This is a genomic window from Pseudomonas sp. 3MA1 (assembly GCF_029237275.1).
GTDB lineage: Bacteria > Pseudomonadota > Gammaproteobacteria > Pseudomonadales > Pseudomonadaceae > Aquipseudomonas > Aquipseudomonas fluorescens_AP.
The window spans coordinates 347,916-373,879 of sequence record NZ_JAACFX010000003.1; the positions used below are offsets into that span (position 1 = coordinate 347,916).

Below are 25,964 nucleotides of genomic sequence, written 5' to 3' on the forward strand. Positions count from 1 at the left end.
ACCCCATGGCGCTTGGACAGTGAAAAGCTTCAACTCTTGATAACGCAAAAACTTCCTTTCACGGCCTTGCCATCCATAGTCAATACACTTTTAGCGGACACTAACAACAGCCTCCATAACATCCGGATATTGCACTTGCGTTAAATGAATAAAATAAAAAGTTCACTTTCGCTGACGATTGTAGCCCGTAAAAAACCATGTTAAACAACTCGAAAATTGGCACAACGGACAACTTGGATGTTCAATTCAAACTTGCATCGGAAGATGGTCTTCGTCGGTTTTCTGTTGATCTCCAGCCACCTCAACGCCGACTCATTCTCTGGCGGCACTGGCTGGGGCAAACTTGCTCAGGTCCTGCTTTCAGTGAGCACCTGCCAGAACCGCCTGCTGCAGACGGAACGCGCCGCATGCTTCAAGCGCAATGCCCGGCAGGCCTGCCAATATGCCCCCGAAGGCATTGAGAAAGACAACTGTATAAAAGAATATTCGGGCTATTCGAACCCGGCGGACAGCGCTTCATCAAAAGAATCTTCTCGCACTTCAGGTTCTGACATGGCCAATCAGCCGCCGAAGTTCCTGGCGCCTGTTACAGCGACAGCGGCCAAATCGCAAACGGCCCACACGGATGAGTTGGACTCAAGAATAAAAGGACTTTTGTACGCTCCAGCACCTGGGCCACTTTAATCGATGCATGAGCACTTCATGCCCAGGGGCAGAATGGCGCTACAGCGGCGGCTGACTCGCCCGACGATACTCGACCGCAGCAGAAGGCAACCGCAGCCAGGCAATGGTCGACGCAGCGCTTGGCCGCGATGCCCGACACGGCCCGATAAACGCCGTTCAGCGCAGCAAGCGCCGCAGCCCCGCCTCGAATACTCCGTCCAGCCTCGCCCCGGCCTCCCCGGCCAGGGCCAGCGCCAGGGCGTGGCCGTGGCTGTAGTCCACCAGCAGGTCGAACAGCACCGGGTCGGCGTCGAAGGCGCGCACTTCCTCGCGTAGGCGCTGGCTGAAGGCCGCCAGGGAACCGGCGAACAACCGCGGATCGCCGAGGATGCACAAGGTCAGCGCCGGGTGGCGACGGACCCGCGCCATGTACCCGCCCAACAGCGCCTGGATCCGTTGAGCCGGCGGCAACGACGCGGCCGGCTCAGGCAAGGGCTCGGCGTGCACCCGCTCCACCAGCAGGCGCATCAGGTTGTGCTGGTCGCCAACGTGGTAGGCCACCGACATCGGCGTGATCCCCAATTGCCGCGCCAGGGCCCGGCCACCAAAACCCTGGGGACCCAGTTCCTCCAGCAACTCCAGGCCGACGTCGAGAACCTGCTCCAGGCTCAGCTCGCGACCCGCCACGGGGCGGCCGCTGCGCTTGCGGCGCTCAGGCATGGGCGGCCTCTTGTTCGACCCGGTAGCGAGTGCTGACCAGTCCGTCGGGATAGCGCCGGGAATCGATGCAGCTCAGGCGCAGGTCCTGCGCCAGGGCGCCGAACAATGGCCGGCCAGTGCCGATCAGCACCGGCACCCGGGTCAGGGTCATTTCATCGATCAGGCCGGCCTGGAGAAAGGCCTGGATCAGCGTGCCGCCGTCAATGTAGGCGCTCTTCCAGCCCTCGGCCTGCAACTGCGCAACCAGTTCCACAGGCGGCGCGGCGCTGATGCGCACCCGGCCTTCCAGGCGCTGCGGCACGTCCTGCTGGCCCAGGGTGCGGCTGAGCACCACCACCGGCTTGGCGAACGGCCAGGGCGTGAAACCCAGCACGCTGTCGTAGGTGGCGCGGCCCATGACGATCCCGTCCACCCTGTCCATGAACGCTGCGTAGCCATAGTCCTCGCCGGATGCGCCGCTGGGCAGCCAGTCGATGGCGCCATCGTCGCGAGCGATGAAACCGTCCACCGAAGTGGCGATGAATACCTTGCCGAATGCCATGGGCATTGCCTCCTGAGGGCTTAAACATACGGCGTATGATAAACCGCTGCCGGGGCCGCCTGACAGCGCTTCTCAAGTTCCCGGCCGTCAAGCGCCCTCGGCGTAGGCCGCCAACCCCTGCGCCAGCGCGGCAAAGGTCACCGCGCAACGGGGGCTGTCGCGCAGGTCTTCGTGCATGGCCACCCAGGTTTCCAGGCGCGGCGCGAACTCCGCGGCCAGGACCCGCACCAGCCGTGGGTCGGCGCTGGCCAGCCGGACCTGGCAGGCGCCAATGCCGAACCCGGCGCGCAGCGCCGCCAGTTGCGCCAGGTCGCTGTCGCTGCGCAGGGCAAAACGACCGCGAGAGAGCAGCGGGTACTGCTGTTGCATGCGGCGGATAAAGGCGCTTTCCCGGTCGAAGCCGATCAGTGCATGGCCCTCCAGTTGCTCCTGCGTCTGCGGCGTGCCCTCACGCGCCAGATAATCGCGATGGGCATGCAGACCCAGTTCGATATCGCCGACACGGCGCGCCAGCAACGCTTCCTGGGTCGGGCGAAACATCCGCACCGCGATGTCCGCCTCGCGCTGCAGCAAGTCGTCGGCACGGTTGGACAGCACCAGTTCGATCACCAGTTGGGGATGCTGCTGGCGCAAGCGGGCGAGTATCGGCGGCAAGACCTCGACCCCGATGACTTCGCTGGCCGAGATCCGTACACAGCCCTGCACGCCGGGTCCGTGGCTGCTGGCCACCCGGCGCAAGGCCGCCTCCCCCGCCGCCACCTGCAACAGGTAAGGCTTGAGTTCCAGCGCCGCTTCGGTGGCGGCGTAACCGTCGAAGGAGCGGATGAACAGCTTCAGGCCCAGGGCCGCTTCAAGCTGGTCGATGTGCCGGCCGACCGTGGGCTGGGTCAGGCCCATGGCGCGGCCGGCGGCGGAAAGCGAACCGGTTTCCAGCACCGCGAGAAAGCTGCGGTACCAATCCCAATGAGGGCTGATGTCAGTCTGGGTATGCATTTTTTTATAGAGACCATCGAAGAACAGGCAATTTTCATTTAGCCGAGGATTTTGCACCCTGCAAGCACTCGTCAAGCAAAAGGAACCTCGTCATGCCAAACATCGCCTTGTGGGGTGCCGTCGGCGCCATCGGTCAAAGTATCGCCAGCAGCCTGCGCAGCCAGGGGCAGGCCTATCGGGTGGTGGGCCGCGATGCGGCCAGCCTGCAACAGGTCTTCGGCGCCGACCCGCTGGCCGAATGCGTGACCTGGAACCCCGACCAGAGCGCCAGCATCGAGGCCGCGGCCGCCGGCATCGACACCCTGATCTATCTGGTGGGGGTCAACTACTGGCAGTTCGAACTGCACCCGCACCTGATGCGCAAGACCCTGGACGGGGCGATCGCCGCCGGAGTGCGCAAGATCCTGCTGATCGGCACCGTCTACCCCTACGGCCCGGCCCAGGGCAACCCGGTGCGCGAAGATCACCCGCGCCGGCCCAACAGCTACAAGGGGCGCATGCGCCTGGCCCAAGAACAGGTGCTGTGGCAGGCCCATGCCGCGGGAAAGATCCAGGCCACGGTGCTGCGCCTGCCGGACTTCTACGGCCCGGGGGTCGACAAGAGCCTGCTGCACGGCGCGTTCCAGGCAGCGCTCCAGGGCGGCACGGCGAACCTGGTGGGCCCCCTTGATCGGCCTCACGAATTCGTCTTCGTTCCCGACGTCGGCCCGGTGGTCTGCCGCTTGATCGAACAGCCCGGCGCCTTCGGCCAGACCTGGCACCTGGGCGGCGCCGGGGTCACCAGCCAGCGCCAACTGCTGGAGCTGATCCGCCAGCACGGCGCCGTGCCCTTCAAGCAGCGGGTGATCGGCAAACCCCTGCTGCGCCTGCTGGGGCTGTTCGACCCGTTGCTGCGGGAGATGGTGGAGATGCATTACCTGATCAGCTCGCCGCTGATCCTCGACGATTCGGCCCTGCAACGCCTGATAGGCCCGTTGCACAAGACCGCCTATGCCGAGGGAGTACGCCGCACATTGGCCCAGGCGCGTATCTCGCAGCGGCCCTGAACGCGGGCCAAACCCCATCGGCTCCGCGCTGGCGGCCCCCCTGCTCAGCGCGCCGCCGGCGCCGGGATCGCCAGGCGGCTGGTGGCCTTGACCTCTCGCAGCGCCAGGCTCGACTGGATCGAGGCAATGCCCGGCTGGCGCCTGAGCACGTGCTCGACAAAGTCGCTGTAGCTGTCCAGGTCCTGGGCCAGCACTTGCAGCAGGTAGTCGGCGTCGCCGGTGATCTTGTGGCAGGCCTGGACCTCGGGCAGACGCATGATCACCGTCTCGAAATCGTCCGGGGTCTGGTCGGAGTGGGTGGCGAACCGCACATGGACAAACGCCATGATGTCCAGGCCCAGCAGGCGCCGGTCGAGGTTGGCCTGATAGTCCTTGATCACCCCCTCTTCTTCCATGCGCTTGCGCCGGCGCCAGCAGGGGGTAAGGCTCAGGGACAGGCGCTCGCTGAGCTCGGCATTGGAGATGCTCGCGTCCTGCTGCAAGAGGGCGAGGATCGCCAGGTCAGTGTCGTCGAGGGCGACGCGATTAGTCGTTTTTTTCACAATCAGCCACTCAAAGGAAAAATATTACCCAAAATTCTAGATTCATCCGAAGACAAAGCAAAGAAATCGCCGCCATGCCGGAACAAACTATTTGCACCGGACAATAACAATGGATGCCTTCAGCATGCTTACCGTCTTCAGCGAATCCCACCGCCTGCACCACGGCACCGAATTGAAGGACGGGGTGCTCAAGCCCTCGTTCGAGCAACCCAGCCGCGCCGACACGGTGCGTGACCGGGTCAGGCACGTGGGGCTTGGCGAGATCATCGGGCCTCGCGCCTTCGACCGCGCCTGCTACGTCGCCGCCCACAGCGAACGCTACGTGGCCTTTCTGGAAAACGCCTGGAACCAGTGGACTGCCACCGGCCGCCGTCACGACGCCCTGCCCCTGGTGTGGCCGGTGCGCGACCTGGCCAACCAGCAGGTGCCGGAGTTCATCGACGGCCAGCTGGGCTTCTTCGCCATGGACGCCGGCTCGCCGATCACCGCCAGTACCTGGGACGCGGCGCGCACCAGCGCCGATATCGCCCTCACCGGCCTGGCGCTGATCGACGAAGGCCAGGACAGCGCCTTTGCCCTGTGCCGCCCGCCGGGCCATCACGCCGCGCGGGAATACATGGGCGGCTACTGCTACCTGAACAACGCCGCGATTGCCGCGCAACAGGCCGTCACCCGGGGCGCCAAGCGGGTGGCGGTGCTGGACGTGGACTTTCACCACGGCAACGGCACCCAGAACATCTTCTACGACCGCGGCGACGTGCTGTTCGTCTCGCTGCACGGCGACCCGGCGGTGTCCTACCCCTACTTTTCCGGGTTCGCCTCGGAGCGCGGCAGCGGCGCCGGCGAAGGCTGCAACCTGAACCTGCCCCTGCCCCGGGGCACCACCTGGGAGCGCTACCGCGAGGCCCTGGTGCAGGCCTGCCAGCAACTGCGGACGTTCGCGCCGGAGCTGCTGGTGGTGTCCCTCGGGGTGGACACCTTCAAGGACGATCCCATCAGCCACTTCCTCCTCGAAAGCCAGGACTTCCTCGGCATGGGCCAGCTCATCGCCACGGTGGGCGTGCCCACGCTGTTCGTGATGGAAGGCGGCTACATGGTCGATGAGATCGGCATCAACGCGGTCAATGTGCTGCACGGCCATGGCAATCGCTAACGCGCGACCGACGCGCTCTCCAGCAATGTTCAACGTTCCGACCGAGAGGAAAATCAACATGACCTTGTTTATCGATGTGGAGCAGGCCGCCGCCCTGTACTCGCGCCTGGGCATCGCCCGGGCGATCCGTGAAATGGCCGGCTATATCCAGGCCGACTACCGACGCTGGCAGGCGTTCGAAAAGTCCCCGCGCACGGCCAACCATTCGCCCACCGGGGTCATCGAACTGATGCCCGCCGACGACGGCCAGCAATACGCCTTCAAGTACGTCAACGGCCACCCCGGCAACCCCGCCAGGCAGTTGCTGACGGTGATGGCCTTCGGCGTGCTGGCCGACGTCGACAGCGGCTACCCGGTGCTGCTCAGCGAACTGACCCTGACCACCGCGGTGCGCACCGCCGCCACCTCGGCGCTGGTGGCGCAGTCCCTGGCCCGTGCGGACAGCAAGGTCATGGCGCTGATCGGCAACGGCGCCCAGAGCGAGTTCCAGGCCATCGCCTTCCACGACATGCTCGGCATCGACGAGCTGCGGATCTTCGACCTCGACCCGGCCGCCTCGCGCAAGCTGCAGCACAACCTTGAGGCCTGGCCCGGCCTCAAGGTACGGATCGCAGGTTCCGTGGCCGAGGCGGTCAAGGGCGCCGATATCGTCACCACGGTGACCGCGGACAAGGCCTACGCCACCATCCTCACCCCCGAGCTGATCGAGCCCGGCATGCACCTCAACGCCGTGGGCGGCGACTGCCCGGGCAAGACCGAGCTGCACCCGCAGATCCTGCGCAACGCCCGGGTGATCGTCGAATTCGAGCCGCAGACCCGCATCGAGGGCGACATCCAGCAACTGCCGGCGGACTTTGCGGTCACCGAATACTTTCGCATTGCCCAGGGCCTGGAACCGGGCCGCGAGCACGCCGCCCAGGTCACAGTGTTCGACTCGGTGGGCTTCGCCCTGGAGGACTTCTCGTCGCTGCGCTACCTGCACGACCTGGCGCGCGAGCACGGGATCGGCGAGCAGATCCACCTGGTGCCGACCCCGGCCAACATCAAGGACCTGTTCCAACTGATCGGCCCGGCCTCCGAAGCCGCCGCCAGCGCCCTGCGCCGGCTGGCCAGCGGCTGAGGCCCGGCCCGACGAGCGCTGGACAGGGCAACCGCGCGTGCCCCTGTTCAGCGCCCTGAACCGAACCGGCTGCGCCGCCCGACCTACAACCACAGGGCGCAGTCCCCAGCACCTTTCACTGCCAAAACTCGACAACTATAAAATCAAGAGGTTTTGTGATGACTCCAGATACCCTCGGGGCCGCTGCGCGCCCTGCACTGCAACGCACCCTGCATAACCGTCATATCCAGCTCATGGCCATGGGTGGCGCCATCGGCACCGGGCTGTTCATGGGCTCGGGCAAGATCATCGCCATGTCCGGCACTTCGATCATCCTGATCTACATGATCATCGGCCTGTTCGTGTACCTGGTGATGCGCGCCATGGGCGAGCTGCTGCTGTCGAACCTGCAATTCAAGAGCTTCGCCGACTTTGCCGGCGCCTACCTGGGGCCGCGCGCGGCGTTCTTTCTCGGCTGGTCCTACTGGTTGAGCTGGAGCGTGGCGGTGGTCGGCGACGCGGTGGTGGTCGGCGGCTTCTTCCAGTACTGGTTCCCCGGGGTGCCGGCCTGGATGCCGGCAATCGGCATGATGCTGACCCTGTTCGCCCTCAACGTGCTCACAGTGAGGCTGTTCGGCGAAGTGGAGTTCTGGTTCGCCATCATCAAGATCATTGCCGTGCTCACCCTGATCGGCGTGAGCCTGGTGCTGATTGCCAGCGCGTTCGTCTCGCCCTCCGGCGTGACCGCCTCGCTGGGCCACCTGCTGGACCGGCAAGCGGCCTTTCCCAATGGCCTGCTGGGCTTCTTCGCCGGCTTCCAGATGGCGATCTTCTCCTTCGCCGGCACCGAACTGATCGGCACCGCCGCCGCGGAAACCCGTGACCCGCACAGCACCCTGCCCAAGGCGATCAACGCCATTCCGCTGCGAATCATCCTGTTCTACGTGCTGGCCCTGGCCTGCATCATTGCCGTGACTTCCTGGCAGCAGGTGTCGCCGAGCAAGAGCCCGTTCGTCGAGCTGTTCCTGATTGCCGGCTTCCCGGCGGCGGCGGGCATCGTCAACTTCGTGGTGCTGACGTCCGCCGCGTCCTCGGCCAACAGCGGGGTGTTTTCCGCCAGCCGCATGCTCTTCGGCCTGGCCGACCAGGGCAATGCCCCTGGCCTGTTCAAGCGCCTGTCGAGCCACAGCGTGCCGGTCATCAGCCTGAGCTTCACCACCCTGCTGATGCTGCTGGGGGTCCTGCTGCTGTACATCGTTCCCGAGGTGATGACCGCCTTCACCATCGTGTCCACGGTGTCGGCGATCCTGGTGATCTTCACCTGGTCGACCATCCTCGCCTCCTACATCGCCTACCGCAAAAAGCACCCGCAACTGCACGCCCGCTCGCTCTACAAAATGCCTGGTGGCGTCCCCATGGCCTGGTTCGCCCTGGCCTTCCTGCTGTTCGTGCTGTGCCTGCTGGCCCTGCGCCCGGACACCCGCCTGGCGCTGTGCGTGATGCCGGCGTGGTTTATCTGGCTGGGCATTGCCTACCAGCTGGGCTGGCGCGGCAAGCGCCGGTGGGTAGCGGCGCGCTCATAACCTCAACCAGCGCCCCGTAGCACCAAGGAACGGTGCTACCTGCCGCCCCCCGCCAGGGTCGAGCGTCACCCCACCTGCAAAGGCGTATTTTCGGCGCCAAATGAATGACACAAATAAGTCACCATTCAAGCCCTCCTCGCGCCCCTCATCACGCTGCAAAAATAGATTTAAATCCTTATAAAACAACAGCTTAAAATCAACAAGATTGAGTACAAGAATTAACCGTTGACTTAGTAAGGCGCCAAGATAAACTGCGCCTTATGAATATTTTAGAGAACAAACATCACATCATGCTGCAGGCACTGGAGAACATTTCTCCCGACGCTCGCGAGAGCGTCAGACTGTGCTTCGAACTGCTATCGGCCGCAGCGGCAATCAACCGCGTCTGTGCTGTGCGGCTTGCCCGCTACAGCCTTTCGGAGGGGCGCTTCGTGATCATGCTGACCCTCAAGAGTGCGGGCGGAAAACTCTCGCCACTGGAACTCGCGACGCGCTTGTCCATCACCACCGGCACCGTGACCGGACTGCTCGATGGCCTGCAAGGCGATGGCTTCATCAGGCGCAAGCCCGACCCGACGGATCGACGCAAGCTGATCATCAGCCTGACCCCGGAAGGCAGGCAGGTAGTGGACGAAGTCTTTGCCGATCACACGGATTGGATCTGCAGCATTATCGAAGGCCTGAGCGCGGAACAACGCCAGGCACTGACCGAAGCGATCTATTGCATTTCTGCAAGCCCCGCTCTGGCACTGCAACCTCCTGACGGGGATTAGCACCGGGCGTCAACGGTAGTAGCAACACATGGAGGTGACTGATGTTGCAGAGTCAAAAGGTAATGACCAATTTCGGCAGGAAGCCGCGTCTTCACAGTGGCGTCGACACGCTCAGGCATGGCCTGGCCTCATTGGAGCGTTACATTCCTCCCCCCCTCTACCGCCATCTGTTTCTCACCCGCATAGCCCGCGCCCCGCTGGCCATCGAAGGCTTCGAATTTCGCCCGGTACAAAGCCTCTTCGAGCTGGAGGAGGCCCTGCGGCTGGTCAATGAAAGCTATGCGCGTCGGGGAATCTCCACGGTCTGCCGTGCCGGCATGCGCTTTTCTGCCTTTCACCTGCTGCCCGGCACCACGACCTTCGTCGCGATCAAGGAACAGCAGATCATCGGCACGGTGTCATTGATCGAAGATTCGATGCTGGGCTTGCCGATGGAGGACGTTCACGGCAACGAAGTCCTGCTGCAGCGTCTGTCCGGCCAGCGCCTGGCCGAGGTCGGGACCCTGGCGGTGTCCACGCACTATCGTGGCAAGGGCGTGCCGCTGATGCTCTACAACGCGATGTTCCGTTGGGCAATGCACTACCGTGGGATTGAAAAGCTGCTGATCGCCGTACACCCCAGGGCCAGCTCCTTTTATCGCAAGGTGCTGTTCTTCTCGCCGATGGGTCGCGTGGAGCGCTACACCAAACTCAACGGCGCGCTTTCGCAGCCCTTGTCACTGGGACTGGCAGACGCCCAGGACACCTTCAGAAGTGTTTACCAGTCCTCCAGCGTCAAATTTGCGGTGGCGGGACAGCGCACCAACTTCTTCGATTTTTTCTGCCAGCGCGACTTCGATGCGATTCGCCTGCCGGCCGATGCGGGCGTGCATCGCTGGCAGGAGCAGGACGTGCTGATCCACATGGCTCGCTGCGGGGTGCATGACAGGCACTTGGGCAAGCGCGTCAAACGGGCGCTGGCCCTGGCGTAAACACGCCCTTCCCCTGCCGATTTTCACACATCATTTCATGGAGGATGAGTCATGGATACGGGATTGCTGCGGGCGATTTACAGAGAAATAACCACTAAACAGCCGTTCACTCGCACACCGGAACCGGAGTTGGTCATGGAGGCCCAGCCCAGCGTGGAGTCCTATGCCAGCAGTGCCGGACAGGGCCAGGCACTGTCGGGAACCTACCTGTACCACGCGGCGCAGATGTGCGCGCTGATCAAGCCCGGGGACGTTGTCCTGGATATCGGCTGCGGGCCCGCCAGCCTGTTGCTGCAGGTGGCGCGACTCAACCCGCGGGCCGAATTCGTGGGGGTCGACTTATCGAAGAACATGCTCGACATCGCCCGGGATTCGATCCGGCAACAAGGTATCGACAACGTCGAGCTGATCGAGGATGACATGACTCGCCTGGGCAGGATCGGCGATCGCAGTGTCGATGTGGTGATTTCCTCCATGGCCCTGCACCACCTGGAGAGCCTGGAACAGCTGGAGTCGACCTTCAGGAACATTGCCCGGGTGCTGCGTAACGATCGCGCCATTTACCTGAATGACTTCGGACGCCTGAAATCGACCGAATCGGTGGATTACTTCGTCCAGCGCGCCAGCGACGGCGCCGATCAGGAAACCCTGCTGGACTACCGCAACTCGCTGTTGGCGGCCTTCTCCCTAGAAGAGTTCCAGACGCTGGCGGCCAGCTACCTGGGGCCTTGCGCCCGGGTCTACAGCACCGCATTGAGCCCGCTGATGATGGTGATCCGCACGCCCAAGCGGCGCTGCGTCAAGACCATGAAGCCGGAGTTCAAGCGCCGTTATGCCGCGCTGCCAGCCAGCCGCAAGGCCGATGTACAGCAACTGCGCCTGTTCCTGCGGTTGGGAGGGTTGGCCAGTGCTTTCTGAAGGCACCCGCCTGCAAGCTGCCCTGGAGCAGTGGCGCGGAGTGCTGGGGGCGTCGCAGGTTCGCCTCGATCACGCCGGCATCGCCCACGTCCAGCACGACACCATGCATTCACCGGCCTATGCCCAGGCGGTGATCGCGCCCCTCTCCAGCGAACAAGTGGCGGCCTGTGTGGTCATTGCCCAGCGGCACCGCATCGCCCTGCACCCCATCAGCACCGGTCACAACTGGGGTTACGGTTGCGCCGCTACCGGTCGGGAGCACTGCGTGGTGATGGACTTGTCGGGCATGGCGCGGATCCTGTCGTTCGACGAAGAACTGTCAGTGGTCACCCTTGAGCCGGGCGTTACCCAAGGCGCATTGGCACAGTATCTGCAAGAACGCGACCTGCCCTACCTGACACCGGTGACCGGTGCCGGCCCCTCTTGCAGCCTGCTGGGCAACGCTCTGGAACGGGGTTACGGGATTACTCCGCAGACCGACCACTTCCAGGCCGTGCTGGCCCTGGAAGCGGTGCTGCCAGACGGCCAGATCTACCGCTCGCCGCTGGCGCTGGGGGCTGCCAGTCCTTGCTTCAAATGGGGAGTGGGCCCCTATCTGGACGGTCTGTTCAGCCAGAGCGGGCTGGGCATCGTGACCCAGATGAGCCTCGCCCTGGTGAGAAAGCCCCAGGTCATCCAGCCGTTCTACTTCTGGATCGAGGACCCGGCCCGGCTGGGCGCGGCGCTGGAGGGTGTGCGGCGCATCATCGACCAGGCCCAGGGTCAGGTGGGCGGAATCAACCTCATGAACCGCACTCGCCTGCTGACCATGGCCAGTGAAGGCCAGGGCATCGCCGGACTGCCCCGCGAACAACTGCGCCAGAGCGCCGACAGCCTCGGGCTGCCGGCCTGGATGGGGGTCGGCTCGATCTATTGCCACGCGGACCAGTTGCCCTCGCTCAAGCGCATGATCCTGCGCGAACTCAAGGGGTTTGCCAGTCGCTCGATGTTCAAGACCCGGCGCCAGTTGAGCCTGGCCCACGGCCTGTTGCAGCGGCTGCCGGGGAGTTGGGCGCGGCGCTGGCAGCGGACCCTGGAAAAGATGTTGCTCGGCGTTGAACTGATGGAAGGGCGCCCCAACGAAGTCGCCCTGCCGCTGGCCTACAGCGCAGGGGCCAAGCCGCCTCCCGGGCCAGGATTGAACCCCGCGCGCGACCACTGCGGGCTGATCTGGTACGCCCCGGTACTGCCGTTCAAGAAGCAGTTGATCGAAGACTTCCTGCACGCCATGAGCGAGCAGTGCCAGGCGCAGGACATGCTGTGTCCGATCACCCTGACCACGCTTTCGACCCGGGCCATCGACTGCACCGTGCCACTGCTGTTTGCACGCAACGACCCTCTGGCATCCGCTCGGGCCCATGACTGCTATCGGCAACTGTTCCAGCTGGGCAAGGCTCAGGGGATCGTGCCCTATCGCGTGCCGGTGGCGTTCATGCCGTTGCTGGCCGACCAGGAGCACCCCGCCTGGCAACTGGGCGCGCGCCTCAAGCACGCCCTGGATCCCCATCACCTGCTCTCGCCAGGCCGCTACTGCCTGCCTGTCGACACCCGAGCGCCCCTTGCCACCCCCGAGCCGGTAGCCTGCCATGAGTGAAGACACCACCCAGCTGATCAATCAGGGACTGATCCAGACCCGCAACCTGGCGCAGTGCCTGGCCGTTGACCAGACCGCGCTGGCCACGGCCATTGCCGGCCAGCTCGACGAGAGCCTGGGGCAAGCCCTGATCGCCGCTGCCCAGGCAACCGAGAAACAGGGCATCTCGAAAAGAATCGCCGCCCTGGGGCTGGCTCTCGGGCAATGGCTGGAGCTCGCCGCGCCGCCCGCGCGCCAAAGGGCCTGGAGCCTGTTGCAGGCCCATCCATCGGACACCGTGCGCAGTTGGGCGGCCTTCGCCAATGCCTACCGCGAACGCAACCAGTCCCTGGCCAGCGCGATCCACAGCCAGTTGCACTTTGCCTGCGACAGCCACTTCGGCGTGCGCGAGTGGGCCTGGATCGCCTTGCGGCCCTTGCTCAGCCAGGACCTGGCGACAGCCCTGTCCCTGCTGCGCCAATACACGCTCAGCGAAGACCCGCTGATCCGCCGTTTCAGCATTGAGATCCTGCGCCCCCGAGGCGTCTGGTGCGAGCACATCGGCGCCCTCAAGAGCACCCCGGAATTAGCCGAACCGCTGCTGATCCCGCTGCTTGCTGAAAGCCAGAAATACCCCCAGGACTCTGTCGCCAACTGGCTCAACGATGCCAGCAAAACGCGCCCGGACTGGGTGCGCCAGCTGTTTCAACGCTACCCGCCCAGTTGCAAGGCCTCCCACAGGATTCACACCCGGGCTACCCGAAGCCTGTCTCACTAGAAAAAGGAGTTACTCATGTCTCTCAAGGAAAAACTGCAAGCTGCCAAACAGCAGATGGCCGAACAACTGCCGGGCGAGATCCTGCACAAATTCGGCGCATCACTGCAGTCGCTGGTCGACAGTGGCCTGGCCGCGAAAGCCCTGAAAGCCCAGGACAAGGCGCCTCTGGCGGTACTCAAGGACCCGGATGGCCAGGATGTCGACCTGCGCCGGTTGCTCGACAAGGGCCCCCTGGTGCTGGTGTTCTACCGCGGCCTGTGGTGCCCGTTCTGCAACCTGGCCTTGAGCGCCTACCAGCAGATGGTCGGCGACCTGGCGGCCTCCGGCGCCACCCTGGTCGCGGTATCGGCGCAGACACCGCAATCCTCGGCCAAGACCCGTGAAGCACTGGGCATTCGCTACTTGCTGCTCAGCGACGCGGAAAACCGCCTGGCCAAGCAGTACGGCATTGTCTTCAAGCTTGAGGATGAACTGGACGCGGTCTACCGCTCCCTGGGCGCCGACTTGAAAGTCTTCAACGGCTCGGATGCCTTGACACTGCCAATGGCCAGCGCCTTTGTGATTGGCCAGGACGGGGTGATTCGCCACGCCTTTGTCAATGTCGACTACTCGGAGCGCGTCGAACCGCAAACCCTGCTCGAGGCCGTTGGCCGCTAAACCGATCAACCTCCGCCGAAGGCCGTCGCGCCTTCGGCCCTGCCTATTTGTTCACGGACTGAGCCAATGAAACGTATCGCTATCATGGGGGCCGGCGTCGCCGGTCACCTGGCTGCCCTGTACTTCAAGAAACGCCTCCCCGGAGTCGAGGTCATCCTGATCGGTCGCCCGGATCGAAAGCGCCCGGTGGTGGGCGAGTCGACGGTGGAATTGACCACGCACTTCTTCAAGGGCCTGGGGCTGGGCAGCCTGCTGGAGGAAAAGCACTACCACAAGTACGGCCTGACCTATTACCTGAAGCTGCGCAACAACCCGGAGTGCCGCAACTATGTCGTGCATGAGGCACCGGGGGTGATTCGCATGCCGGCCTACAACCTCAACCGGTTCAGTTTTGACCGCGACCTGCGGCGGATCGTCGACGCGCATCAAGTGCAACTGATCGAGGCCGACGTCAGCGCGGTGGACCTGCACCAGGGCGAGCATGCCACTCACCTGCTGACCTTGCGCAGCGACACCGACGCGCCCCAGCAATTGACCGCGGACTGGATCATCGATGCCACCGGACGCAACCGCTTCATGGCCAAGAAGCTCAAGCTGCACAAGGAGCCGACCTACCAGCGCAGCACCTTCTGGTTCCGCCTCAAGGACTTCGACCGCACCCTGCTGTCCAACATCAACATCCACAAGGTCAAGCACCACTGCTACGACCCCTATTACGTCACCCATCACTTCTACGGGAAGGGCTACTGGATCTGGATGATCCCGATGCGCAGCGACGATGGCAAAGACATGATCAGCATCGGCATCACCTACCGCCCGGACATGATCGAGCAGAAGATCAGCACCCTCGAACAGTTCAACGACAAGGTCATGGCCGACCATCCGGTGATCACCGAACTCATCGCCAGCGGCCAGGTGATCGATGCCCACGCCATGTACAACTACATGTATGAAGCCCAGCAGTACTACTCCACCGATGGCTGGTTCCTGCTCGGCGACGCCGCGTTCACCTTCGATCCGGCCAACAGCGCCGGGCTGGCGTATGTCGCACAGCAGATTCCGCAGATCGCGGCCATGATCGAAAAGGACATCCATGCCAGCCTGACCCCGGCCTATGTCAACTGCCTGGAGTCTCACATTCAGGCGCAACTGGCGCTGCAGGACACCTGGAGCAAATGGTACGAGGTCATGGACGACCCGTTCATGATGGGCTGGACCCTGCTGTTCGCCAACATGGCCTACTTCCACGTCGTGCTGCCGATGTACATGACCGGCGACTTCCTCGATGGGCACCAGGCCCAGCAGTTTGCCGACCTGCTGCCGCGCTACCCCCGGGAGTTGCAGCCTTCGCCCCTGCCCTTTGCCTGCCTGCTGCAGGAAGTCCGCCGCTCCAACCCGGGCCTGAGCCCGGAGATGATGCCGAACCTGTACTCGCGCACCATCAACTTCGACCTGTACAAAGCCGAAAATCGTGCCCGGCCGCTGTATGCCGCGCATTACTACCTGCGTTCGGCGGCGCTGCGGATCCGCCTGATGAAGATGGTCAAGTGGTCGCCGACGCCACGGCACTTGAAGCTGTTGCTGCGCCACAGCTGCGGCGTGGTGCAGGATCTGGCGCGATCCCTGAGCCTGAGGCTCAAACCCTCGCTGTTCTACAAATATGGCGAGTCGCCGGAACTGCTGAAGTCGCCGTTTGGCAATGACGGCGGCTTTCTCGACCTGGCCCGCCGTTGATGTCCGCGCTGACGCCAACGGCCTCCGGCTTCCGCGCGTCCGGGTTGCTGGAGCTGAGCGCCGTGCAACTGGCGCGCCTGATCAAGCGCAAGGAAATCTCGCCGGTCGAACTGGTGGAGCAGTCCATCGAGCGCTGCCAAGAGGTCCAGGCCCTGTGCAACCCGATCGCCGTCGAACTGTACCGCGGCGCCCGCAGTGCTGCGCGTCGGGCAGAGGCCGATGTGTTGCGCGGCCAGCCCTTGGGGCGCTTGCACGGCGTGCCCTTCTCGATCAAGGAAGGCCTGGGGCTGGCGGGCTGGCCACAAACCTGCGGCTCGACCTTGCGTCGGCAGGTCACGGCGTCCTCGACGGCGACGGTCGCCCAGCGCCTGATAACCGCGGGGGGCATTCCCGTGGCCCTGGGCAACCAGGCGGAGATGGCCCTGTGGCCGGAAACCGACAACCTGCTCTATGGCCGCACGCTCAATCCGTATCGCGCCTCGCGCACCGCCGGGGGCAGCAGCGGCGGCGATGCGGTCCTGGTGGCCAGCGCCTGCGTGCCATTTGCCCTTGGCACCGATGGCGCAGGCTCGGTGCGCATTCCCGCCGCGTTCAATGGAGTCTTTGGGCTCAAGCCGTCGCGCGGCCTGGTGCCCTTGAGCGGTCATTTGCCGCTGGACGAGCGTGGCCGCGAGCAAGCCAACGCACAGGCGGTATCCGCTCATTTTGCGGCCGGCCCGCTGTGCCGACATGCCGAGGACTTGAGCGAAATCCTGCAGATCATCGCCGGCCCCGATGGCATCGACCGCAATATCCATTCGCGGTACGTGCCCGTTGCCGAGCCCGCGCGTCTCAAGCGGGTCCACCTGTACCTGCCCGACAAGATGAAATGGAGCAGCCCGGTGTCCGAGGCCGTCTCCCGGGCCTTGAACGACGCAGGGCAATGCCTGGCCAGCCAGGGCGCCACGCTGCAGGCCTGGCAGGAACCTGGCATGCACAACGCGTTTTTCATCTGGCTGGCGGTGCTGAAGCTGGAGGCGCAGGTCCGCCTGGCGGACTACCTGGGCGATGGGCAGCCGCTGAGCTATTGGCGGGCAGCCCGCGCCAGCCTCGCCGGACGTGCGCGACATGCTACGGGGCCGTTGCTGGCGACCTGGCTGGACAGTGTCGGCGACGCCCTGGGCAATCCGGGGCTGGGGCGTTTTCTTGCCCAGCGCGATCACTTGCAACAGGCCTTCGCCGAGCTCTTCGACGGCCACAGCGTGCTGCTGATGCCCGTCACGCCAGGCGTCGCGCCGGAACACGGGCATGCCCTCAAGCGCCCCTTTGACGTTGCTTACTGCGCCCTGTTCAACGCCTTGGGCCTGCCGGCCCTCAGTGTGCCGATGGGGCGCCTGGATCAAGGCTGCCCGGTGGCCGTGCAGCTGGTTGCCGGCCCCGGCCAGGACGCATTGCTGCTGGACGCCGCGGTATTTCTGGACACTCAGTTTGGTGGCTGGCTCAAGCCAGCGCTTTCACACTTCAAGGGATAGGAAGTCTCTATGCAAACCACCAGTGCGACAACCCAACAGCCCGCCAGCCCCCCCATGGGGCAATCGGCCGTGGGCTCCCAGGCCGAACACCTGACATTGCTGTTTCTGATCCAGCTGATCGTGATCTTTTCCGTCAGTCGGCTGATCTCCTGGCTCAGCACGCGCTGCCTGGGGCAAACCCCGGTGGCCGGTGAAATCCTTGCAGGCCTGGTGCTGGGCCCAAGCTTGCTGGGGTATTTCTTTCCGGAGTTGCTGCACAGCATCTTCGTGCCGCAGACCTCTACCGCCTTTATCGCGACGGCTCAGGTCGGGCTGATTCTGCTGATGTTCCAGGTGGGCCTGGAATTCGAATTTGGCGCGCACCTCAAAGGCCGCAAGCGCTCGATCATCTTCATCAGCCTGGGGGGCTTGCTGGTGCCCTTTGCCAGCGGCTTTTTCAGCGCCGAATTTTTCTGGCAGCAGATCACCGGTGAGCGACCTCCGCTGCTGGCCTTTCAGCTGTTCTTCGCCACCGCCCTGTCAATCACCGCCCTGCCGATTCTGGGGCGCATTTTCATGGAACTGGGCCTGTCGCGATCACGGGTCGCCACCCTGACCATCGGCGCCGCGGCAATCGACGATGTCTGCGGTTGGCTGATCCTGGGCGGCGTGACGTCGATCATTGCCTCGAACTTCAACGTCTGGACCTCGCTCCTGAGGATGCTGGCCCTGGCACTGTTCATCATCGTGGTGCTGTGGCAGGTGCGGCCCTTGATCCTGCGCTGGATCATCGGCGACCTGGAACGTCGGCCCCTGTCGGCGCGCGGTATTTCACTGATGCTGATCGTGCTGTTTGCCAGCGCCGTCATCACCAACCTGATAGGGGTGTTCTCGATCATTGGCGGCTTCATCATGGGCGTGGCGCTGCATACCCACCGGCCCTTCGTCGCCCAGTGGAACGCCAAGGTCGGCGGCTTGGTCAATGCGTTCTTCCTGCCGGTGTTTTTCGCCTATACAGGCCTGCGAACCGACGTAGGTTCGTTGGAGGGCAGTCACGCCCTGCTCAACTGTTTCCTGGTGTGCCTGGTGGCCTTTGCCAGCAAGTTCCTCGGGGCCTACGGCTCCAGCCGCCTGCTGGGAGAAAGCCCGAGGAACTCGGCGCTGATCGGGGTCTGCATGAACACCCGCGCCTTGATGGAACTGGTGGTGCTCAATGTCGGCTATGACCTTGGCGTGCTGCCCAAAGAGTACTTCACCATCCTGGTGATCATGGCCATCATCAGCACCTTCATCGCCTCACCGCTGATCCGCCTGCTGACCGCCAGCGAGCGCCTGGGACAGGCCGCGCCGGCAGTTGCCAACCAGCCCGTGGTCTAGCGCAAGCGCCAGCCTGGACGGACCTGGCAGCGCCCAGGTCCGCTCCGGCGTCAGGCCCCGCTCGGCAGGCTCACCGCCGCGTTTGGCTGCCTTGCCGGGTGCCCTGAGGCGCAGGCGACAAAGTCCTCCTTGCGCAGCACCACCAGGGCAATCAGCGACGCCACGCCGGTGGCCACGTAGAAGTACCAGGGCGCGGTGATGTCGCCAGTGAGCTTGATCAGCCAGGTGGAGATCAGCGGCGCGCTGCCGCCGAACACCGCCACCGGAATGTTGTAGGCCACGGCGATGCCGGTGGAACGAATGCGCGTGGGCAGCAGTTCGCTCATCAGCGCGTAGGTCGATGAGGCGTAGAGCCCGAACAGGATCGCCACCGCCATCAACGGCCAGAACAGCGTGGCCGGGGTGGCGTTGGGCGCGGTCTTGAAGAACCAGTACATGGCCAGGGTGGCCAGGGTGCCGATCACCATCAGGAACGGCTTGCGTCCGTAGCGATCGGTAAAGGCCCCGCCCAGGGGCATGACCAGCGCCGCCGAGAGGCTGGCGACGAACACGTAGAGCAAGGTGGTGCCGCTGTCGAACTTGAGGGTGTTGGACATGTAGGTCGAGGCGAAGGTCAGCACCAGGTAAAAGATCGAGCTGTGCAGGGTGATGATGAAAAACACCAGGGCAATCGAGCGCTTCCACTGCCAGACTTCGCGCAGCGGTGCCTTGGAGGTCTGCCCGGCCTGCGCCAGGGCCAGGAACTCCGGGCTGTCTTCGAGCTTCAGGCGGATGTACAGCGAGATGAAGCCCAGAGGACCGGCGAGCAGGAACGGCATGCGCCAGCCCCAGTCCTGCATCACTTCCGCGCCCAGGCCCCAGGTCATGCCATTGGCCACCGCGCCGCCCAGCAACAGGCCGAGCACCGCGGTGACCATCAGCCAGCAAGTGGCAAAGCCGCGGCGCCCGGGGCCGGCGTATTCGGCAATGAAGCTGGTGATGGTGCCGATCTCGCCACCGGCGGAGAACCCCTGCACACAGCGGATCAGCACCAGGAGGATCGGCGCGGCGATGCCGATGCTGGCGTAGGTTGGCAACAGGCCCAGGAGGAAGGTCGAGCCGGCCATCAGCACCAGCACGGTGATCAGGGTCTGGCGCCGGCCGATGCGGTCCGCCAACGGGCCGAAGAACAGGCCGCCCAGGGGGCGGATGAAAAAGCTCAGGGCAAAGGCCGCGAAACTCGCCAGCAGGCTGCTGGTGGGGTCATCGGAGACGAAGAACGCCTGGCCGATGTACACCGCCAGAAAGCCGTAGACGCCGTAGTCGTACCACTCGATCAAGTGGCCGGAAGTGGCGCCGATAAAGGCCCGGCGCCGCTGGCGCTGGGGGTTGCAAGAGGACACGTCCATGTTGGGAGACTCCTGTCGTACTGCGGTCCATGGGAAAGTGCGTCAGCGCTCGGCGATGGTCCCTGTCGGGTCCTGCAGCCACTGACGCAAGCGGGTCTTGAGAATCTTGCCGTAGCTGTTCTTCGGCAGCTCGGCGCAAAACAGGTATTTGCGCGGTTTCTTGAACGACGCCATGCGCGTCACGAACCACTGGTTGAGCACCTGCGGGTCGAGGCTGTCGGGGTCGCGCGCAACCACGAAGGCCACCACCGACTCGCCCCATTTGGCATCCGCCTCGCCCACCACGCACACCTCGAACACCTGGGGATGCTGCATCAGCACCTCCTCCACTTCCCGCGGGTAGATGTTGCTGCCGCCGGAAATGATCACATCCTTGGAGCGGTCGGTCAGGGTCAGCAAACCGCGGTGGTCGAGAAAACCGATATCGCCGGTGAGCAACCAGCCGTCCACCAGGGTCGCCCGGGTGGCGGCCGGGTTGTCCCAGTAGCCGTGCATCACCGGGGCGCCGCGCACGGCGATTTCCCCGGGCTCGCCGGCTGGCAGGGCTTGCCCCTGGGCATCGAGGATGCGCACCTCGACACAGGCCTGCGGGCGCCCGACTGACGCCGCCAGAGCCGGCCAGTCCGGGTGCTGGCGCTCGGCGATCAGCTCCCGGGACAGCGCGCTGATGCTCATCGGGCACTCGCCCTGGCCGTAGATCTGCACCAGCCGCGGACCGAAGGTGTCCAGGGCCTGGGCCAGGTCCGCCTGGTACATCGGTGCCCCGCCGTAGACGATGGTCTTGATGCCCGTGCCGTCATAGCCTTGCTGCCGGGCCTGCTCGACCATGCGCTTGACCATGGTCGGCGCGGCAAACAGGCTGACCTGCCCCAGTTGCTGCGCCAGCCCGAACAGCTCGGGCGCATCGAACCCCCGGGACTCCGGCACCACGTGCCGGGCACCACAGCGCACGTGAATGAAGTTGTACAGCCCGGCGCCGTGGGACATCGGCGCGGCATACACCAGCGCATCGCCGGCCTGCAAAGGGTCGACATCCAGCGGGTAACACAGCGACATGGCGATCAGGTTGCCGTGGGACAGCATCACGCCCTTGGAACGGCCGGTGGTGCCCGAGGTGTAGAACAGCCAGGCCAGCTCGTGGTCGGCGCACGGCCAGGGCTCGCGCAGCTCGGTGTCCGCGGCGCCCGCCGGCGCCGGCATGACTGCGGCGGGCAGCTCGCGGCAATCGGCGGGCAAGTCCGGCAGCTCGAAGGTCCGGCCACCGTCGGTGAAGATCAGCCGCGCCCCGGCGTTGCCGACGATCCAGGCCGCCTCCCGCGGATGCAGCTTGCTATTGACCGGCACCGCCACCGCCCCGCTCCACCAGATGGCGTAGAGCAGTTCCAGGTAGGCGCAGCTGTTCTTCAGCAGCAAGGCCACCCGGTCCCCGGCGGCGATGCCGTGCGCATGCCGCAGGTGCAGGGCACGGGCCCGGACCCGCGCGGCGAAGCCCTGGTAGTCGGCCACCTGGCGGCAGCCCTCGAACAGCGCTGGGCGCTGCGGCCAGCGTTGGGCCGCGTCCAGCAACCAGTGGGCAATGTTCATGTTCAGGCCCTGAGCGCTTGCAGGACCGAGGCGTAGTTGGCCACGGCCATGCCGCCCATGTTGAACAGCAGGCCGAACTCGGCCCGGGGCACGCCCAGGCCAATCGGCTCGCCGATCAATTGGCGAAAGCCCAGGGCATGCATCGACACGCCGGTGGCGCCCACCGGGTGGCCCTTGGCCTTGAGCCCGCCGGAGAGGTTGACCGGCAAACGCCCGCCGGGGCGCACGATGCCCTCGTCCAGGGCCCGATGGCCTTCGCCCTTGGGCGCCAGGCCCATGGCTTCATAGATCAGCAACTCGGCGATGGTGAAACAGTCGTGGACCTCGGCAAAACTCATGTCGCCCAGGCTCACCCCGGCCTCGCGCAAGGCGCCGTGGATGGCCCGCTGCGGGCCGTCAAAGGCCAGGATGTCGCGGCTGGCCATCGGCAGCAGGTCATTGACCTGGCTCAGGGCGCGGATCGCCACTTCGCGGCGGAACGAGCGCGCGCGCTGCGGCGAAGCCAGGACAATCGCCGCCGCGCCGTCACTGATCAGCGAACAGTCGGTGAGGCGCAGCGACGGCGCGATCAGCGGATTGCTCTGGGACACCTGGTTGCAATGCTCGAAGTCCATCGGCCGGTGCATCTGCGCCAGGGGGTTGGCCATGGCATTGGCATGGTTCTTCACCGCAATCGCCGCCATCGAGGCCAGCGGGCTGTGGTAGCGCTCGGTGTACTGCTGGGCGACCCGGGCAAACAGCTGGGCAAAGCTCAGGCCGGCCTCCTGCGGATCGTTCTGGTAACCGGCACCGGCCAGGGCCTGGGTCACTTCGGCGGTGGAGTTGCTGGTCATCTTTTCCGCGCCCACCACCAGCACCAGCTCCGCGGCGCCACTGCGGATCGCATTGACCCCCGCGAGGATCGCCGCCGAGCCCGAGGCGCAGGCGTTTTCGCAACGGGTGGCCGGTTTGAAGCGCAATTGCGGGTCGGCCTGGAGCATCAGCGAGGCGGGAAAACCGTCCGGCACCAGGCCCGAGTTGAAGTGCCCGAGAAACAGCGCGTCGATCTCGGCGGCATCGATCGCGGCATCCGCCAGGGCCTCGCGGGTGACCTGGACAATCAGGTCCTCTAGGGTCACACCCTGGAGGCGACCGAAGGATGTGTGGGCGGCAGCGACAATGGATACGGAAGCATGATTCATGGTGATTTTCTTCTGTGCTTGAAGCGGACGTTCCCTACAATGGCGAGCGCCACAATCAGACGCTAGTTAGGGCAACTACGTACACCAGTAAGTAGTGCCCGGCTTGCCAGAGCGGCGCAACGACTTCCACGAGGCAGGATGCCCCATGACCGTATATGCCCAGCAGCTCCAGGACCTTGAGCGCCTGGCCTTCCAGGTTTCCCCCGCACCGCAGTTGATCACCGGGCATCGGCGCATGCTCGACTGCAACCAGGCCTTCCTGCGCCTGTTCGGCTATGAGCGCGAGCAGCTGCTGGATCACCTGACCCTGTTGCTGTACCCGTCCCAGGCCGATTACCAGAGCATTGGCGAACGCAGCGAACACTGGCTGCGCAACGGCCAGGGCGCGTCCTACACCGACGAGCGCTTTATGCAGCACCGCAACGGCGAGGTGTTCTGGGCCCGGGCCCACGGCTTCTCGCTGACCCCGGACGACCCATTCGGGCTGATGATCTGGCACTTCGAACGCCTGGACCGGCAATTGGCGCCGACGGTGCACCTGACCCCACGCGAGCGCGAGATCTCGCTGCACATCGTCAACGGCCTGACCTGCAAGGAAGTAGCGCGCAAGCTGGCGATCTCCCACCGCACGGTGGAGGTGCACCGCGCCCGGCTGATGAAGAAGCTGCAGGCCAAGAACAGCGCCGAGCTGGTGTCGAAGATCATCTACATCAGCTAGACGCTTGCCCCAGCACCTCGCTGGCGCTCAGCCGCAGCAACTGCAGGGGCCCGATCGTCCCGCCCTCCAGGCTGCCGCCCTGGTTCAGCAGCTTATTCGCGGCGTTCATCTCGGCGCTGTGTTGCGTCACGCTGACAAAGGTGCTGTGGGGCAACTCCTCGCTCCAGCCGTCTTCGAGCGTGTTGTAGGCCAGCATCAAGGCGGCGGTGAAATAGTGCTGGCTGGAAACCGGGATCTGCACCTCCTGGTCATTGTCGTCGTAGGCGATGAAGTGCCCGACGAAAGTCTCCACTCCAAGGCGCTTGAGCAGCGGCCAGCTCAGGGCCGAAGGCACGAAGGCGTTGAGCTTCTCGGCGACGATGGCTGAGTAGCCACGGGCCTGGAGCATCTGCACGATCTCGTCTTCGCTGGCCTCGGGATGGGCGCCCATCACTTGCAGGGCTTCGACCACGGCCTGGTGGGCGCTCTGGTGGTCGGGGTAATCGGCGCAATGCGCGCAGTTGGGCGGGCAGGTATCGGTCACGGGAGGCGAAGGTCCATATCGGTCTCAAAAAATGAGCCGCAGGGTAACCCCATGACCTGCGGCCCGCCAGTGCCGCGGCATGCCGGCCGGCATGACGCGGCGCCGGTTACTTGATGACGATGGGATTCACCGGTGCCCCGCTGCCGCCGACGATCTTCAACGGCGCAGCGGTGTAGAGGAAGGTCCACTGGCCGTCGGCGGCGCAATCCTCGGCCAGGTCTTCGAGCAGCACGATCTCGGTGAAGGCGATGCCCAGGTTGCGCATCAGCGCGCAGTGCAGCGGGATCTGTACCCCGGATACCGGGTCGGTGATCACTTCGTTGGCGATGGTGTCGGTGACCAGGTTGGGGATTTCCATCTGGTTGAACCAGTCCACCAGTTCGCGGCTGTAGGTCAGCCCGGGCTCCACCAGGTCCTTGAAGAACTCGGTCTTGCCGTACTCGTAGAAGGCGCCCATGGAGCCGGTGCGGATGATCAGGATGTCGCGCTTCTCGATGGCCACGCCCTGGGCCTTGGCGGCGGCCAGCAGGTCCAGGTGATTGAAGGTTTCGCCACGGCCCAGGTACTTCTTGCCGCGATGGCGGGCCATGTCGATCAGCACCGCGCGGCCTACCACGCCGCGCTCGGCAATCGGCAGCACGCTGGCCTTGGCCATGCCGCCCACCGTGCTGCTGGCGTCGTAGCCGTTCCACAGCTGGTTGTCATACCAGGCGTGGCCCAGGGCGTCGTACTGGGTCGAGCCCTGCAACTGCATGAAGATCACGTCGTCGCAGTACTCGGCGCCGCCGGTCATCGACGGTTGCTTGCCGGCCTGATAGTGGCTGCGGTCCAGGGTGTTGAAGCGCATCGAAGGGTTGCGCGCCGGCCACATCGGGTCACCGCCGGGGTGGCCGATTTGCACCTGCAGGGTGAAGGTCTTGCCCTGGCGCACCGCGGCCACGCCACGCAGCACCTCGGCCTGTTGCAGATAATTGAGGGCGCCGACCTCGTCGTCCGGGCCCCATTTGCCCCAGTTCTTCGGCAGGCCTTCAAGAAGCTGCTGGGTATTGGGGTGATTCTTGTCGTTATCGATCCCACACATGTCGACTGCACTCCGTAGCTGGTTCAGATCTGGCCAACAGGTTTCTACAGGTCATCACACGCAACGTCCACCATCCACTTCCAGGCAGGTGCCGGTGATGAACGCGGCTTCGTCGGAGGCCAGGTACAGGCAGGCGTTGGCCACATCCTGCGGGGTGGAGAAGCGCCCCAGGGGAATGGTGGCCATGAATTTCTGGCGGTTTTCCGGGGTGTCCGGCACGCCCATGAACTCGCTGAGCAGCGCCGTGGCACCGACCACCGGGTTGACGCAGTTGACGCGGATATTGTCCGGCCCCAGCTCGGCGGCCATGGTCTTGCTCATCACCACCACCGCGCCCTTGCTGCCGTTGTACCAGACCAACCCCGGACGCGGACGGATCGCCGCCGTGGAAGCGATGTTGATGAACACCCCGCCGCCCTGGCCACGGAAATGCGGCACAAAGTGCTTGGCGCTGAGGAAGATGCTTTTGACGTTGACCGCGAACACCCGGTCGAACTCGGCCTCGTCCACTTCCAGCATCGGCCGGTTGCGGTGGGTGGTGCCGGCGTTGTTGACCACGATGTCGAGGCCGCCGTACTGCTCCAGGGTGTCGCGCAGCAAGGCGCCGACGCTGGCGTCCTGGGCCACGTTGACCTCGACGAAGTGGGCCTGCCCGCCGGCGGCGCGGATCTCCTCCACCACCCGCTGGCCGCCCGTGGCGTTGATGTCGGCGACGATGACGTTGGCGCCCTGTTGGGCGAAGGTCTTGGCGATGCCCTCGCCAAAGCCGGAACCGGCGCCGGTGACGATGGCAGTCTTGTTTGCTAGACGCATGGGAGTGACTCCTGTTTTTGTTGTTA

25 protein-coding genes are annotated in these 25,964 nt (G+C 64.7%); 15 read left to right on the forward strand and 10 right to left on the reverse strand.

What is annotated here, in order from left to right:
- Positions 1-237 precede the first annotated feature (237 nt).
- A complete protein-coding gene (locus tag GWQ44_RS10565) occupies positions 238-684 on the forward strand; it encodes a hypothetical protein (protein ID WP_146777173.1) in 447 nt (148 codons plus the stop codon).
- Positions 685-840: 156 nt separating this feature from the next.
- On the opposite strand, the gene GWQ44_RS10570 is transcribed toward GWQ44_RS10565, so the two are convergent.
- The 3 genes from GWQ44_RS10570 to GWQ44_RS10580 form a co-directional block, all read right to left on the reverse strand.
- Positions 841-1,383 (reverse strand): TetR/AcrR family transcriptional regulator, encoded by a 543-nt coding sequence (locus GWQ44_RS10570; RefSeq protein ID WP_275927261.1) that lies wholly within the window; start codon positions 1,381-1,383, stop codon positions 841-843.
- Entirely contained in the window at positions 1,376-1,924 is a 549-nt protein-coding gene (locus GWQ44_RS10575) for a dihydrofolate reductase family protein (protein ID WP_275927262.1), read from the reverse strand. Before GWQ44_RS10575 ends, GWQ44_RS10570 begins: the two co-directional genes overlap by 8 nt.
- Before the next feature lie 87 nt (positions 1,925-2,011).
- The gene (locus tag GWQ44_RS10580; protein ID WP_016965091.1) at positions 2,012-2,917 is read right to left on the reverse strand and encodes a LysR family transcriptional regulator; all 906 of its coding nucleotides are present in this window, start codon (positions 2,915-2,917) and stop codon (positions 2,012-2,014) included.
- 92 nt (positions 2,918-3,009) lie between these two features.
- On the opposite strand from GWQ44_RS10580, the gene GWQ44_RS10585 reads away from it, so the two are divergent.
- Entirely contained in the window at positions 3,010-3,963 is a 954-nt protein-coding gene (locus GWQ44_RS10585) for an SDR family oxidoreductase (RefSeq protein WP_275927263.1), read from the forward strand.
- Positions 3,964-4,007: 44 nt separating this feature from the next.
- Here GWQ44_RS10585 and GWQ44_RS10590 read toward each other — a convergent pair whose 3' ends face one another.
- A complete protein-coding gene (locus GWQ44_RS10590; RefSeq protein WP_275927264.1) occupies positions 4,008-4,505 on the reverse strand; it encodes an Lrp/AsnC family transcriptional regulator in 498 nt (165 codons plus the stop codon).
- A gap of 124 nt (positions 4,506-4,629) precedes the next feature.
- Here GWQ44_RS10590 and GWQ44_RS10595 point away from each other — a divergent pair, with 124 nt between their 5' ends.
- The 12 genes from GWQ44_RS10595 to GWQ44_RS10650 all read left to right on the forward strand — a co-directional run bounded on the left by GWQ44_RS10595 (position 4,630) and on the right by GWQ44_RS10650 (position 18,650).
- Entirely contained in the window at positions 4,630-5,658 is a 1,029-nt protein-coding gene (locus GWQ44_RS10595; RefSeq protein WP_275927265.1) for a histone deacetylase family protein, read from the forward strand.
- A gap of 58 nt (positions 5,659-5,716) precedes the next feature.
- Entirely contained in the window at positions 5,717-6,778 is a 1,062-nt protein-coding gene (locus tag GWQ44_RS10600; RefSeq protein WP_275927266.1) for an ornithine cyclodeaminase, read from the forward strand.
- A 158-nt stretch (positions 6,779-6,936) separates the two neighbouring features.
- Positions 6,937-8,340, forward strand: a complete 1,404-nt coding sequence (locus tag GWQ44_RS10605; protein WP_179601000.1) for an amino acid permease — start codon at positions 6,937-6,939, stop codon at positions 8,338-8,340.
- 260 nt (positions 8,341-8,600) lie between these two features.
- Positions 8,601-9,113 carry a MarR family transcriptional regulator gene (locus GWQ44_RS10610; protein WP_042941230.1) on the forward strand — a complete coding sequence of 171 codons (513 nt, stop codon included), beginning with the start codon at positions 8,601-8,603 and terminating at the stop codon, positions 9,111-9,113.
- 41 nt (positions 9,114-9,154) lie between these two features.
- Positions 9,155-10,084, forward strand: a complete 930-nt coding sequence (locus GWQ44_RS10615) for a GNAT family N-acetyltransferase (protein WP_275927267.1) — start codon at positions 9,155-9,157, stop codon at positions 10,082-10,084.
- 51 nt (positions 10,085-10,135) lie between these two features.
- A complete protein-coding gene (locus GWQ44_RS10620; RefSeq protein ID WP_042941229.1) occupies positions 10,136-11,002 on the forward strand; it encodes a class I SAM-dependent methyltransferase in 867 nt (288 codons plus the stop codon).
- Positions 10,992-12,635: an FAD-binding oxidoreductase gene (locus GWQ44_RS10625; protein WP_275927268.1), complete on the forward strand. Its 1,644-nt coding sequence runs from the start codon at positions 10,992-10,994 to the stop codon at positions 12,633-12,635. The genes GWQ44_RS10620 and GWQ44_RS10625 overlap by 11 nt, the downstream gene beginning before the upstream one ends.
- Positions 12,628-13,392 carry a hypothetical protein gene (locus tag GWQ44_RS10630; protein WP_253126189.1) on the forward strand — a complete coding sequence of 255 codons (765 nt, stop codon included), beginning with the start codon at positions 12,628-12,630 and terminating at the stop codon, positions 13,390-13,392. Before GWQ44_RS10625 ends, GWQ44_RS10630 begins: the two co-directional genes overlap by 8 nt.
- Before the next feature lie 15 nt (positions 13,393-13,407).
- The gene (locus GWQ44_RS10635) at positions 13,408-14,049 is read left to right on the forward strand and encodes a peroxiredoxin-like family protein (protein WP_016965410.1); all 642 of its coding nucleotides are present in this window, start codon (positions 13,408-13,410) and stop codon (positions 14,047-14,049) included.
- Positions 14,050-14,115: 66 nt separating this feature from the next.
- On the forward strand, positions 14,116-15,783 hold the full coding sequence (locus tag GWQ44_RS10640) for a tryptophan 7-halogenase (RefSeq protein WP_199011728.1): 1,668 nt from the start codon (positions 14,116-14,118) through the stop codon (positions 15,781-15,783).
- Entirely contained in the window at positions 15,783-17,294 is a 1,512-nt protein-coding gene (locus GWQ44_RS10645) for an amidase (RefSeq protein WP_275927269.1), read from the forward strand. Before GWQ44_RS10640 ends, GWQ44_RS10645 begins: the two co-directional genes overlap by 1 nt.
- A 9-nt stretch (positions 17,295-17,303) precedes the next feature.
- Positions 17,304-18,650, forward strand: a complete 1,347-nt coding sequence (locus GWQ44_RS10650; protein WP_275927270.1) for a cation:proton antiporter — start codon at positions 17,304-17,306, stop codon at positions 18,648-18,650.
- A 50-nt stretch (positions 18,651-18,700) separates the two neighbouring features.
- On the opposite strand, the gene GWQ44_RS10655 is transcribed toward GWQ44_RS10650, so the two are convergent.
- Genes GWQ44_RS10655 through GWQ44_RS10665 form a run of 3 tightly spaced genes read right to left on the reverse strand, consistent with a single transcriptional unit; the run spans position 18,701 to position 22,803 of the window.
- Positions 18,701-20,038, reverse strand: coding sequence for an MFS transporter (locus tag GWQ44_RS10655; protein WP_275927271.1), 1,338 nt, complete (start codon positions 20,036-20,038; stop codon positions 18,701-18,703).
- A gap of 42 nt (positions 20,039-20,080) precedes the next feature.
- Positions 20,081-21,622, reverse strand: a complete 1,542-nt coding sequence (locus tag GWQ44_RS10660; RefSeq protein ID WP_275927272.1) for an AMP-binding protein — start codon at positions 21,620-21,622, stop codon at positions 20,081-20,083.
- A gap of 2 nt (positions 21,623-21,624) precedes the next feature.
- Complete coding sequence (locus GWQ44_RS10665) at positions 21,625-22,803, reverse strand: acetyl-CoA acetyltransferase (RefSeq protein ID WP_275927273.1); 1,179 nt, start codon at positions 22,801-22,803, stop codon at positions 21,625-21,627.
- Between the two features lie 145 nt (positions 22,804-22,948).
- On the opposite strand from GWQ44_RS10665, the gene GWQ44_RS10670 reads away from it, so the two are divergent.
- Positions 22,949-23,521: a LuxR C-terminal-related transcriptional regulator gene (locus GWQ44_RS10670; RefSeq protein ID WP_275927274.1), complete on the forward strand. Its 573-nt coding sequence runs from the start codon at positions 22,949-22,951 to the stop codon at positions 23,519-23,521.
- Here GWQ44_RS10670 and GWQ44_RS10675 read toward each other — a convergent pair.
- From GWQ44_RS10675 to GWQ44_RS10685, 3 genes are all read right to left on the reverse strand, one after another.
- Positions 23,514-24,044, reverse strand: a complete 531-nt coding sequence (locus tag GWQ44_RS10675; RefSeq protein ID WP_275927275.1) for a hypothetical protein — start codon at positions 24,042-24,044, stop codon at positions 23,514-23,516. The genes GWQ44_RS10670 and GWQ44_RS10675 overlap by 8 nt on opposite strands.
- A gap of 106 nt (positions 24,045-24,150) precedes the next feature.
- On the reverse strand, positions 24,151-25,125 hold the full coding sequence (locus tag GWQ44_RS10680) for a cyclase family protein (RefSeq protein ID WP_016967595.1): 975 nt from the start codon (positions 25,123-25,125) through the stop codon (positions 24,151-24,153).
- Between the two features lie 54 nt (positions 25,126-25,179).
- The gene (locus GWQ44_RS10685) at positions 25,180-25,938 is read right to left on the reverse strand and encodes an SDR family oxidoreductase (RefSeq protein ID WP_016967594.1); all 759 of its coding nucleotides are present in this window, start codon (positions 25,936-25,938) and stop codon (positions 25,180-25,182) included.
- Positions 25,939-25,964 lie beyond the last annotated feature (26 nt).